The organism is Desulfocurvus thunnarius, assembly GCF_055390965.1.
In genome coordinates, this window is the sequence record NZ_AP042411.1 from 3,066,226 (window position 1) to 3,079,407 (window position 13,182).

Annotated in this window: 6 protein-coding genes; all 6 read left to right on the forward strand. The window is 65.3% G+C overall.

All coding sequences use genetic code 11. The features are described from left to right. Positions 1 to 120 precede the first annotated feature (120 nt). The 6 genes from rpoB to tuf all read left to right on the forward strand — a co-directional run bounded on the left by rpoB (position 121) and on the right by tuf (position 13,176). Entirely contained in the window at positions 121 to 4,230 is a 4,110-nt protein-coding gene (rpoB, locus tag ACZ5KV_RS13425) for a DNA-directed RNA polymerase subunit beta (protein ID WP_464239809.1), read from the forward strand. A gap of 87 nt (positions 4,231 to 4,317) precedes the next feature. Next, positions 4,318 to 8,481: a DNA-directed RNA polymerase subunit beta' gene (rpoC, locus tag ACZ5KV_RS13430; RefSeq protein ID WP_464239810.1), complete on the forward strand. Its 4,164-nt coding sequence runs from the start codon at positions 4,318 to 4,320 to the stop codon at positions 8,479 to 8,481. Positions 8,482 to 9,025: 544 nt separating this feature from the next. Further along, positions 9,026 to 9,397 carry a 30S ribosomal protein S12 gene (gene rpsL, locus ACZ5KV_RS13435; RefSeq protein WP_028588271.1) on the forward strand — a complete coding sequence of 124 codons (372 nt, stop codon included), beginning with the start codon at positions 9,026 to 9,028 and terminating at the stop codon, positions 9,395 to 9,397. Between the two features lie 18 nt (positions 9,398 to 9,415). Beyond that, positions 9,416 to 9,886 (forward strand): 30S ribosomal protein S7, encoded by a 471-nt coding sequence (rpsG, locus tag ACZ5KV_RS13440; RefSeq protein WP_464239811.1) that lies wholly within the window; start codon positions 9,416 to 9,418, stop codon positions 9,884 to 9,886. A 15-nt stretch (positions 9,887 to 9,901) separates the two neighbouring features. After that, positions 9,902 to 11,971: an elongation factor G gene (gene fusA, locus ACZ5KV_RS13445; RefSeq protein ID WP_464239812.1), complete on the forward strand. Its 2,070-nt coding sequence runs from the start codon at positions 9,902 to 9,904 to the stop codon at positions 11,969 to 11,971. Between the two features lie 11 nt (positions 11,972 to 11,982). Next, positions 11,983 to 13,176: an elongation factor Tu gene (tuf, locus tag ACZ5KV_RS13450; protein ID WP_464239802.1), complete on the forward strand. Its 1,194-nt coding sequence runs from the start codon at positions 11,983 to 11,985 to the stop codon at positions 13,174 to 13,176. The last annotated feature ends 6 nt before the right edge of the window (positions 13,177 to 13,182 follow it).

Consider the following 13,182-nt stretch of genomic DNA (forward strand, 5'->3'; position numbering starts at 1 on the left):
AGGGCTTGGGCGCTTTCCTTTTTTCCGTATAACCGGTTGATTCGCCGCTAGTTCCGCTCCTGGGCGACTGCGTGCCAGCTCCAGGGCCTTGGTTGAAATATCTCCGTCTGAGAGGGAAAGATGGTCCAGCTTACGAAGAAATTCGGCAAGATCGCCTCGAAGCATCCCGTCCCCAACCTGCTCAACCTCCAGGTGGATTCCTACCACCGCTTTCTGCAGCTTGACCTGCCCCCGGCCGGACGCCGCGACGAGGGGCTGGAGGGTGTGTTCCGCTCGGTGTTCCCCATCGAGGATTTCAACAAGACCGCCAGCCTGGAGTATGTCAGCTACGACATCGGCACCCCCAAGTACGACGAGGCGGAGTGCATCTCCAAGGGCCTGACCTTCGAGGCCCCGGTGCGCATCACCGTGCGCCTGGTGGTCTATGACGTGGATGAGGACACCCAGAGCCGGACCATCCGCGACATCAAGGAGCAGGACATCTATTTCGGCACCCTGCCGCTGATGACCGACAAGGGCACCTTCATCATCAACGGCACCGAGCGCGTCATCGTCAACCAGCTCCAGCGCTCGCCGGGCATCATCTTCGAGCACGACTCGGGCAAGACCCACTCCAGCGGCCGCGTGCTCTATAGCTGCCGCGTCATCCCCATGCGCGGCTCGTGGCTCGACTTCGACTTCGACCACAAGGACATCCTGCACGTGCGCATCGACCGCCGCCGCAAGATGCCCGCCACGATCCTGTTCAAGGCCATGGGCATGACCAGTGCCGAGATCCTGGCCTACTTCTACGAGACGGAATACTACCGCCTGGACAAGGGTCGCCTGCTGCGCGAGGTGACCGAGGAGCTTTTCAGCAAGGAAACCGCCTACGCCGACGTGACGGCCCCGGGCGGCGAGCTGTTGGTTGGCGCGGGCAAGCCCATCAACAAGCGCGTGTGGAAGCTGTTCCTCAAGAACAAGGTGGAGTGCTACGAAGTCGACCCCGGGCAGATGGAGACGCTGTTCCTGGCGCAGGATCTGGCCGACCCCAAGACCGGCGAGGTGCTGGCCTCGGCTGCCGAGGCGCTGTCCTCCGAGCTGGCCGAGCGCCTGGAGGCCGCCGGGATCACCCGCATCCCCGTGCTCTACACCCGCGGCGCGGACCGGTCGTCCTCCATGCGCGACACGCTGATGCTGGACAAGATCGCCGACACCACCGCCGCGCAGATCGAAATCTACCGCCGCCTGCGGCCCAGTTCACCGCCGACTCCCGAGATCGCGGCCACCTTCTTCGAGAACCTGTTCCGCAACGCGGATTATTATGACCTGTCCAGCGTGGGCCGCTACAAGCTCAACTCGCGCCTGGGCCTCGACCTGCCCCTGGACCACAAGACCCTGACCAACGAGGACATCCTGCGGGCCATCCGCCACCTCGTGAAGCTCAAGGACACCCGCGGCCCGGCGGACGACATCGACCACCTGGGCAACCGCCGCGTGCGTCCCGTGGGCGAGTTGGTGGAGAATCAGTACCGCATCGGTCTGGTGCGCATGGAGCGGGCCATCAAGGAGCGCATGAGCCTCCAGGAAGTGGCGACCCTCATGCCCCACGATCTGGTGAACCCCAAGCCCGTGGCCGCCGTGCTCAAGGAGTTCTTCGGCACCTCGCAGCTCTCGCAGTTCATGGACCAGACCAACTCGCTGTCGGAAGTGACCCACAAGCGCCGCCTGTCGGCCCTGGGCCCCGGCGGCCTGACCCGCGAGCGCGCGGGTTTCGAGGTCCGCGACGTGCACGTGTCGCACTACGGGCGTATCTGCCCCATTGAGACGCCCGAAGGCCCGAACATCGGCCTGATCGTCTCCCTGACCACGCACTCGCGCGTCAACGACTTCGGCTTCATCGAGACGCCGTACCGCATCGTGCGCGGCGGGCAGGTCACCGACGAGATCAAGTACCTCGACGCCTCCATGGAGGCCGGGGAGGTCATCGCCCAGGCCAACGCGCTGCTGGACGAGGAGAACCGCTTCGTCAACCCGCTGGTCAACGCCCGCGTGTCCGGCGATCCGACCCTGATGCCCAACGAGGAAATCACCCTCATGGACATCTCGCCCAGCCAGATCGTGTCCATCTCCGCCGCGTTGATCCCCTTCCTGGAGCACGACGACGCCAACCGCGCCCTCATGGGCTCGAACATGCAGCGCCAGGCCGTGCCGCTTCTGCGCAGCGAGATGCCCATCGTGGGCACCGGCATGGAGCTGACCGTGGCCCGCGACTCCGGCGCCTGCCTGCTGGCCCAGGGCGACGGCGTGATCCACTTCTCCGACGCCGAGCGCGTGGTGGTGCAGTACGACGACGGCCAGGGCCTGGGCCTGCCTTCGGGCGGGGTCAAGAGCTACGACCTGCTCAAGTTCCACAAGTCCAACCAGAATAGCTGCTTCGGCCAGCAGCCCCGCGTCGTCCCCGGGCAGCGCGTGAAGAAGGGCGACGTGCTGGCCGACGGCCCCGGCATCCAGGACGGCGAACTGGCCCTGGGCAAGAACCTCACCGTGGCCTTCATGCCCTGGTGCGGCTACAACTTCGAGGACTCCATCCTCATCTCCGAGCGCGTGGTCAAGGAAGACGTGTTCACCTCGGTGCACATCGAGGAATTCGAACTCGTCGCCCGCGACACCAAGCTCGGCCCCGAGGAAGTCACCCGCGACATTCCCAACGTCGGCGAGGAGATGCTGCGCAACCTGGACGACTCGGGCATCATCCGCATCGGCGCCAACGTGAAGCCCGACGACATCCTGGTGGGCAAGATCACGCCCAAGGGCGAGACGCAGCTCACCCCCGAGGAGAAGCTCCTGCGCGCCATCTTCGGCGACAAGGCCCGCGACGTGAAGAACACCTCCCTCAAGGTGCCGCCGGGAATCGAGGGCACGGTCATCGACGTGAAGGTCTTCAACCGCCGCTCGGGCGAGAAGGACGACCGCACCAAGGAGATCGAGGACTGGGAGCTGGCCCGCCTGGACCGCAAGGAGGCCCAGCACGCCGCCGCCCTGGAGGACGCCACCCGCGGCCGCCTGTGGGAGGTCGTGCGCGGCAAGCAGATCGCCTCGAGCCTGCCCGGCAAAAAGAAGGGCGAGGTGCTGGCCGAGGCCGGACAGGTCATCGCCGAGGAAGTCTACGCCGAGGTGCCGGTCAAGAAGCTGGCCGGGCTGTTCAAGGCCAAGGAAGTCAACGACGCCGTCGGCGAGGCGCTGGACGACTACGCCCGCCAGCTCAAGTTCGTGAAGGAAATCTACGAGACCAAGCGCGGCAAGGTCACCGAGGGCGACGACCTGCCCCCCGGCGTCATCAAGATGGTCAAGGTCTACCTCGCGGTGAAGCGCAAGCTGGCCGTGGGCGACAAAATGGCCGGACGCCACGGCAACAAGGGCGTCGTGTCCAACATCCTGCCCCTGGAAGACATGCCGTTCTTCGGCGACGGGCGGCCCGTGGACATCGTGCTCAACCCCCTGGGCGTGCCCTCGCGTATGAACATCGGCCAGATCATGGAAACGCACCTGGGCTGGGCCGCCGCCGAGCTGGGCTACCAGTTGGCCGAGTTGTACGACTCGGGCGCGCATCTGGCCGAGCTGCGCCGTCAGGTCAAGGAAGTCTTCGACTCCGCCGAGGTCGCGGCCCTGGTGGACGCCATGGACGACGAGGAGCTGGTGGAGACCGTCAAGCGCCTGCGCGGCGGCATCGTCACCCGCACCCCGGTCTTCGACGGCGCCTCGGAAGAGGAAATCTGGGGCCTGCTCGGCAAGGCCGGCCTGCCCGAGGACGGCAAGTCCGTGCTCTTCGACGGCCGCACCGGCGAGCCCTTCAAGAACCGCGTCACCGTGGGCACCATGTACATGCTCAAGCTGCACCACCTGGTCGACGAGAAGATCCACGCGCGGTCCACGGGCCCTTACTCCCTGGTCACGCAGCAGCCCCTGGGCGGCAAGGCCCAGTTCGGCGGCCAGCGCCTGGGCGAAATGGAGGTCTGGGCCCTGGAGGCCTACGGCGCCGCCTACCTGCTCCAGGAGTTCCTGACCGTCAAGTCCGACGACGTGGGCGGCCGCGTGAAGATGTACGAGAAGATCGTCAAGGGCGAGAACTTCCTCGAAGCCGGACTGCCCGAGTCCTTCAACGTCCTGGTCAAGGAACTGATGGCCCTGGGGCTGGATGTGCACCTGCACCACGACGAGAAGAAGAAACCCGCCGGGGTGCGGCAGTAGCAACGTCACGACCCGCCGGGCGGCTTCTCTCGCGAAGCCGCCCGGCGATGGCCATATTTGAAACCAGCAAGTTCGCGAGGTGGATCAATGTCCTTGGATGATCTGTTCGCCATGAGAGGGAGCGCGGCCGCCGTACAGGGCAGCCGGATGCTCAATTCCATCCAGATTTCCCTGGCCTCGCCCGAGAAGATCCGGGAGTGGTCCTTCGGCGAGGTCAAGAAGCCGGAGACCATCAACTACCGGACCTTCAAGCCCGAGCGCGACGGCCTGTTCTGCGCCAAGATCTTCGGCCCCGTGAAGGACTACGAGTGCAACTGCGGCAAGTACAAGCGCATGAAGCACCGGGGCATCGTCTGCGAAAAATGCGGCGTGGAGGTCATCGCCTCCAAGGTCCGCCGCGAGCGCATGGGCCACATCGAACTGGCCGCGCCCGTGGCGCACATCTGGTTCCTCAAGACCCTGCCCTCCAAGATCGGCACCCTGCTCGACATGACCATGGCCGATCTGGAGAAGGTCCTGTACTTCGACTCCTTCATCGTGCTCGATCCCGGCGCCACGAGCCTGACCAAGTACCAGATCATCTCCGAGGAGCAGTACTATCAGGTCATGGACCACTACGGCGAGGACGCCGTGAAGGTGGGCATGGGCGCCGAAGCCATTCGCGGCCTGCTGGAGGAGTTGAACCTGGAGGCCCTGCGCGTGGAACTGCGCGAAGAGTCCCTGGCCACCCGCTCGCAGACCAAGAAGAAGAAGCTGACCAAGCGCCTGAAGATCGTCGAGGCCTTCCTGGAGTCGGGCAACAAGCCCGAGTGGATGATCCTCGAGGTCGTGCCGGTCATTCCGCCCGAGCTGCGGCCCCTGGTGCCCCTGGACGGCGGACGCTTCGCCACCTCGGACCTGAACGACCTCTACCGCCGCGTCATCAACCGCAACAACCGCCTGAAACGGCTGCTGGAGCTGGGCGCGCCGGACATCATCATCCGCAACGAAAAGCGCATGCTTCAGGAGGCCGTGGACGCCCTGTTCGACAACGGCCGCCGGGGCCGGGCCATCACCGGCACCAACGGCCGCCCGCTGAAGTCCCTGTCCGACATGATCAAGGGCAAGCAGGGCCGCTTCCGCCAGAACCTGCTCGGCAAGCGCGTGGACTACTCCGGCCGTTCGGTCATCGTGGTCGGCCCCAAGCTCAAGCTGCACCAGTGCGGCCTGCCCAAGAAAATGGCCCTGGAGCTGTTCAAGCCCTTCATCTACTCCAAGCTGGAGGACCGGGGACTGGCCACGACCATCAAGAGCGCCAAGAAGATGGTCGAGCGCGAGGATCTGGTGGTCTGGGACATTCTCGAGGAAGTGGTGCGCGAGTACCCCATCCTGCTGAACCGCGCCCCGACCCTGCACCGCCTGGGCATCCAGGCCTTCGAGCCGACCCTGGTGGAGGGCAAGGCCATCCAGTTGCATCCGCTGGTCTGCTCGGCCTACAACGCCGACTTCGACGGCGACCAGATGGCCGTGCACGTGCCTCTGTCCGTGGAGGCCCAGATCGAGTGCCGCGTGCTGCTCATGAGCACCAACAACATCCTGTCCCCGGCCAACGGCTCGCCCATCATCGTGCCCAGCCAGGACATCGTGCTCGGCCTGTATTACCTCACCGCCGAGCGTTCCTTTGAAAAGGGCGAGGGCAAGAGCTTCTCCGACAAGTGGGAAGTCATCGCCGCCCTGGACGCCGGGGTGGTCGAGCTGCACTCGCGCGTGGAAGTGCGCCTGGACGGGCGCCTGGTGCGCACCACCCCCGGGCGGATGATCGTCTCCGAGCTGCTGCCCGACGAGGTGCCCTTCGAGATGGTCAACTGCCTGCTGGACAAGGGCAACATCCGGCGGCTGGTGGGCGAGACCTACCGCGTCGCGGGCACCAAGGCCACGGTCATCCTCTGCGACCGGCTGAAGGACCTGGGCTACGAGTACGCCACCCGCGCGGGCGTCACCGTCGGCGTCAAGGACCTGCGCATCCCCGACAGCAAGTACACGATTCTCAAGGACTCCACCGACGAGGTGGACACCATCGAATCCCAGTACCGCGACGGCATCATCACCCGCACGGAGAAGTACAACAAGGTCATCGACGTGTGGACCAAGGCGACCAACGACGTGTCGCGCGAGATGATGCAGGAGATGTCCGTCGATCTGATCACCGACGAGAAGAGCGGCAAGGTGGAGAAGAACTCCAGCTTCAACCCGATCTTCATGATGGCCAACTCCGGCGCGCGAGGCAACGTGGACCAGATGCGTCAGCTCGCGGGCATGCGCGGCCTGATGGCCAAGCCTTCGGGCGAGATCATCGAGACGCCCATCACGTCGAGCTTCCGCGAAGGCCTCTCGGTGCTCCAGTACTTCATCTCCACCCACGGCGCCCGAAAGGGCTTGGCCGACACGGCCCTCAAGACGGCCAACTCCGGCTACCTGACCCGCCGTCTGGTGGACGTGGCCCAGGACGTGATCGTCTCCGAGATCGACTGCGGCACCGTGGACGGCCTGGAGGTCGGCGACCTCATCAAGGCCGGCGACATCAAGATGAAGCTCTCGGCGCGCGTGCTGGGCCGCACGGCCCTGCATCCCGTGACCAACCCCGAGACCGGCGAGGTCATCGTGCCCGCCGGGGGGCTCATCGACGAAACCCTGGCTCAGGAAATCGAGAAGGCGGGCGTCAGCTCGGTGACCATCCGCTCGGGCCTGACCTGCCGCAGCCAGCACGGCGTGTGCGCCACCTGCTACGGCCGCGATCTGGCCCGGGGCCACGTGGTCAACGTCGGCGAAACCGTGGGCATCATCGCCGCCCAGTCCATCGGCGAGCCCGGCACCCAGTTGACCATGCGCACCTTCCACATCGGCGGCACGGCCTCCAAGGAAGTCGAGCAGTCCTCGCACATCGCCCAGCACAGCGGCCGGGTCATCCTGTCGCGCGTGAAGATCGTCAAGAACAAGGACGGCCGGGCCATGGTCATGGGCAAGTCCGGTCAGGTCGGCGTGGTGGACGACGAGGGCCGCGAGCGCGAGAAGTACGTGCTGCCTTCGGGCGCCGTGCTCCACGTGGAGGCCGGGCAGGAGATCCGCAAGGGCACCGTGCTGGCCGAGTGGGACCCCTTCAACGAGCCCTTCGTCTCCGACGTGGAAGGCACCGTGCGCTTCAACGACATCGTGGAAGGCAAGACCGTCCAGGAGAACCTGGACGACGCCACCATGCGCACCAGCCTGACCATCATGGAGTACCGTACCACCAACTTCAAACCCAGCATCGCCATCGTGGACGAGAAGGGCGAGGTGAAGCTGCGCCCCGGTTCCCAGGGCACCAAGGCTCACTATCCGCTGCCCGTGGGCGCCATCCTCATGGTTCAGGACGGCGACGCCATCGGCGCGGGCGACATCATCGCCCGCAAGCCGCGCGAAACCTCCAAGACCAAGGACATCGTCGGCGGTCTGCCCCGCGTGGCCGAGCTGTTCGAAGTCCGCAAGCCCAAGGACCTGGCCGTGGTCTCCGAGATCGACGGCATCGTGTCCTACGGCCCGGAGAGCAAGGGCAAGCGCAAGATCATAGTCGCGCCCGAGGTCGGCGACCCGCGCGAATACCTCATCCCCAAGGGCAAGCACATCACCGTCACCGAGGGCGACTTCGTGGAGGCGGGCGAACTGCTGACCGAAGGCCACCCCGAGCTGCACGACATCCTGGCCATCAAGGGCGAGAAGCACCTCGCCAACTATCTGGTGGAGGAAATCCAGGACGTGTACCGCTTCCAGGGCGTGACCATCAACGACAAGCACATCGAGATCATCGTGCGCCAGATGCTGCGCAAGGTGAACATCCTCGACCCGGGCGACAGCAGCTTCCTGGCCGGCGAGCACGTGGACAAGTACCGCTTCGGCGAAGAGAACCGCAAGGTGCTCAAGATGGGCATGAAGCCCGCCGTGGCCGAGCCGCTGGTGCTGGGCATCACCCAGGCCTCGCTGACCACGGATTCCTTCATCTCCGCAGCCTCCTTCCAGGAGACCACCAAGGTGCTGACCGAAGCCTCGCTCATGGGCAAGGCCGACAGCCTGCGCGGCCTGAAGGAGAACGTCATCGTCGGTCGGCTGATTCCCGCCGGTACCGGCTACCGCCGCTACATGGATTGCGACATTGCCGTGCCCGAGCAGCCCGAGAAGCCCGACAAGTTCCTGGAGGACCTGGAGGACAGCCCGTTGCTCATCGACGGCGGATTCTAGGCCCTGCGGGCGCAATGCGAACCACAGCGGGGGGCTTCGGCCCCCCGCTTTTTTGTCGCCCGTATGCGTCGCCGCCGGGCGCGGGCGGGGCGGGCCGGGCGGGGAATCCGGTCCGGATGTTGCCCGGGCGGGGTGAACCGACGACCCGGCGGGCAGCAGGCGAGGGGAGCGGGAGAGCGGGCGAGAAACCTTGTCGCATCCATCGGAACGGGGAACCTGGAGCGGGCGACCCGGCGCGTGAAAAAAAATTCGGGTATTCCTTGACAAGGCCGGGCGTCTCCCCTATGGATACGCGTCTGCGAGTTGGAACATACCGCTCCCGCCGGGGGCGGACGTCCGCTGCTCATCGATCCCCGCGGGGATCCTCTGGGAGTGGAAGATATCCTTGCCATAGAGAGCAGGGGGATTCTTCCCCCTGCTCTTTTCAAGTTTTTGAGGCTGGCGTCGAATGGCCGGAAGTGCCGGGACCAGAGAGACGCCAATCCGAGGGGCGACGGGCGCGCAAGCGTGCCGCCCGGGCCGTAAATCAGGATGGAGGAGCTTGATGCCGACCATCAACCAGTTGGTCCGCAAGAAGCGGAATTTGCAGCTCAAGAGAAAGAAGACTCCTGCCCTGCAGGAATGCCCCCAGCGCCGTGGCGTGTGCACCCGTGTGTACACCACGACCCCGAAGAAGCCGAACTCGGCTCTGCGTAAGGTCGCCCGCGTGCGCCTGACCAACGGCATCGAGGTGACCTCGTACATTCCGGGCGAGGGCCACAACCTGCAGGAGCACTCCGTGGTCATGATCCGCGGCGGCCGCGTCAAGGACCTGCCCGGCGTGCGTTACCACATCATCCGCGGCACTCTGGATACCTCCGGTGTCGCCGACCGTCGCAAGAGCCGTTCCAAGTACGGCGCCAAGCGTCCGAAGTAACGAAGGGAGTAGCGATCAATGCCCAGAAAAGGTCCCGTTCCCAAGAGGGAAGTCCTGCCCGATCCGATCTATCACAGCGTGCTGGCGGCTCGGTTCATCAATCGGCTCATGTTCGACGGCAAGAAGAGCACGGCCGAGACGATTTTCTACAAGTCGCTGTCCATCCTCGGCGAGAAGGCCCAGGAGGATCCCATCCGTGCCTTCGAAAAGGCGCTGGACAACGTCAAGCCGCACGTCGAGGTCAAGTCCCGTCGCGTGGGCGGCGCCACCTACCAGGTTCCGGTGGAAGTGCGCCCCGAGCGCGGTGTGGCCCTGGCCATCCGCTGGCTGATCACCTACGCCCGCTCCCGCGGCGAGAAGGGCATGGTCGCCCGCTTGTCCGGCGAGCTGCTTGAGGCCTACGGCAACCGCGGCGGCGCCGTGAAAAAGAAGGAAGACACCCACCGCATGGCCGACGCCAACAAGGCGTTCGCGCACTACCGCTGGTAGGGCTTGGAGTTACCTGTGGCACGAGTTGTCCCCATTCCGAAACAGAGAAACATCGGTATCATGGCCCACATCGATGCGGGCAAGACCACGACCACCGAGCGTATTCTCTTCTATACCGGTGTTTCCCACAAGATCGGTGAAGTCCACGACGGCCAGGCCACCATGGACTGGATGGAGCAGGAACAGGAGCGCGGCATCACCATCACCTCCGCCGCCACCACCTGCTTCTGGCGTGAGCACCGGGTCAACATCATCGACACCCCCGGGCACGTCGACTTTACCATGGAAGTCGAGCGTTCCCTGCGCGTGCTCGACGGTGCCGTCGCGGTGTTCGACGCCGTGGCCGGTGTGGAGCCGCAGTCCGAGACTGTGTGGCGCCAGGCCGACCGCTACAAGGTCCCCCGTGTCTGCTTCGTCAACAAGATGGACCGCGTGGGCGCGGACTTCTTCCGTTGCTGCGACATGATCAAGACCCGCCTGGGCGCCAAGCCCGTGCCGCTGCAGATTCCCATCGGCTCCGAGGACGAGTTCCGCGGCGTGGTGGACCTCATCCGCGGCAAGGCGACTCTCTTCGACGATCAGTCCATGGGCGCCAGCTACAGCTTCGTGGACATCCCCGAGGACATGCTCGACCTCTACGAGACGATGCACCAGGAAATGGTGGACGCCATCGCCGAGGAGGACGAGGTGCTCATGGAGAAGTACCTCGGCGGCGAAGAGCTGACCGAGGAGGAGCTTATCGCCGGCGTGCGCAAGGCGACCACCAATCTGGTCATCGTGCCCGTGCTGTGCGGCTCGGCGTTCAAGAACAAGGGCGTGCAGCCCCTGCTCGACGCCGTGGTGGACTACCTGCCCTCGCCGGTGGACATCCCGGCCATGCGCGGCGTCAACCCCGACAACGGGGAAGAGGTCGTGTGCGAGTGCAACGACTCCAAGCCCCTGGCCGCCCTGGCCTTCAAGCTGTTCTCCGACCCCTACGTCGGTCACCTGACCTTCCTGCGCATCTACTCCGGCTTCGTCGAGTCCGGCATGACCGTGGTCAACGCCGCCTCGGGCAAGAAGGAGCGCATCGGGCGCCTGCTCAAGATGCACGCCAACAAGCGCGAGGAGATCAAGTGGGCGGGTGCGGGCGACATCGTCGCCGCCGTGGGCCTGAAATACGCCTCCACCGGCGACACCCTGTGCGCCCTGAACTCTTCGGTGATCCTGGAGTCCCTGGACATCCCCGAGCCGGTCATCGAAGTGGCCATCGAGCCCAAGACCAAGGCGGACCGCGACACCCTGTCCGACGCCCTGGCCAAACTGGCCAAAGAGGACCCGAGCTTCCGCGTCAAGGGCGACGAGGAAACCGGCCAGACGCTCATCGCCGGCATGGGCGAGCTGCACCTGGAGATCATCGTGGACCGCCTGCTGCGCGAGTTCTCGGTGAACGCCAACGTGGGCGCCCCGCGCGTGGCCTACCGCGAAACGCTGACCAAGCCCAACAAGGTGGACCACAAGTACGCCAAGCAGTCGGGCGGCCGCGGCCAGTACGGCCACGTGGTCATCGAGGTCGAGCCGAACCCGGCCAAGGGGTACGAGTTCGTCAACGCCATCACCGGCGGTGTCATTCCCAAGGAATACATCCCGGCTGTCGATAAAGGTATCCAGGAGGCCCTGACTTCGGGCACCATGGCGGGCTATCCCGTGGTGGACGTGAAGGTCTCCCTGGTTTTCGGTTCCTACCATGAGGTGGACTCCTCGGAGCAGGCGTTCAAGATCGCCGGCTCCATGGCCGTCAAAGAGGCCCTCAGAGGCGCTTCCCCCGTGCTGCTGGAACCGATCATGTCCGTCGAAGTCGTCACGCCCGACGACTACCTGGGCGATGTCATGGGCGACCTGAACTCCCGCCGGGGCCGTGTTTCCAACATGGAAGCCCGCGCCGGGGCCCAGGTTGTCCGCGCCAACGTGCCGCTCTCCGAAATGTTTGGCTACGCCACCGACCTGCGGTCCAAGACCCAGGGCCGGGCGACGTTCACCATGCAGTTCGACCACTACGAGCGGGTTCCGGCGGGCTTGGCTGAAGAAATCATGAAGAAGAATTAGGGGGTGCCATAATGGGCAAAGCCAAATTCGAACGCAAGAAGCCCCACGTCAACGTGGGGACCATTGGTCACATCGACCACGGCAAGACCACCCTGACCGCCGCGATCACCAAGATCGCCGCCATGCGTGGCGGCGGCGCCTTCGTGGCCTTCGACGAGATCGACAAGGCCCCCGAGGAGAAGGAGCGCGGCATCACCATCGCCACGGCGCACGTGGAGTACGAGACGGACAAGCGTCACTACGCGCACGTGGACTGCCCCGGTCACGCCGACTATATCAAGAACATGATCACCGGCGCGGCCCAGATGGACGGCGCCATCCTGGTCGTGGCGGCCACCGACGGCCCGATGCCGCAGACCCGCGAGCACATCCTGCTCGCCCGTCAGGTGGGCGTGCCGTCCATGGTCGTGTTCCTGAACAAGTGCGACATGGTGGACGACGCGGAGCTGCTGGAGCTGGTGGAGCTCGAGGTCCGCGAGCTTTTGTCCAAGTACGACTTCCCGGGCGACGAGATTCCGGTGGTCCTGGGCTCTGCGCTGAAGGCCCTTGAGGCCGACACGGTGGACGACCCCGCGGTCAAGCCGATCCTGGAGCTGCTGGACGCCTGCGATTCCTACATTCCCGAGCCGCAGCGCGACATCGACAGGCCGTTCCTGATGCCCATCGAGGACGTGTTCTCCATCTCCGGGCGCGGCACCGTGGTGACCGGTCGCGTGGAGCGCGGCATCATCAAGGTCGGCGACGAAGTGGCGATCATCGGCATCCACCCGACGGTGAAGACGACCTGCACGGGCGTGGAAATGTTCCGCAAGCTGCTGGACCAGGGCCAGGCCGGCGACAACATCGGCGCCCTGCTTCGCGGCGTGAAGCGCGACGAGGTGGAGCGCGGGCAGGTGCTTGCGGCCCCCGGGTCGATCACCCCGCACACGAAGTTCAAGGCCGAGGTGTACGTGCTCTCCAAGGACGAGGGCGGCCGTCACACCCCGTTCTTCAGCGGGTACCGTCCGCAGTTCTACTTCCGCACCACCGACGTGACCGGCGTGGTGACCCTGGAAGAGGGCGTCGAGATGGTCATGCCCGGCGACAACGCGACGTTCAACGTCGAGCTGATCGCTCCCATCGCCATGGAGCTCGGCCTGCGCTTCGCCATCCGTGAGGGTGGCCGCACCGTGGGCGCGGGCGTCGTCTCCGAGATCGTGGAGTAGAGGAGT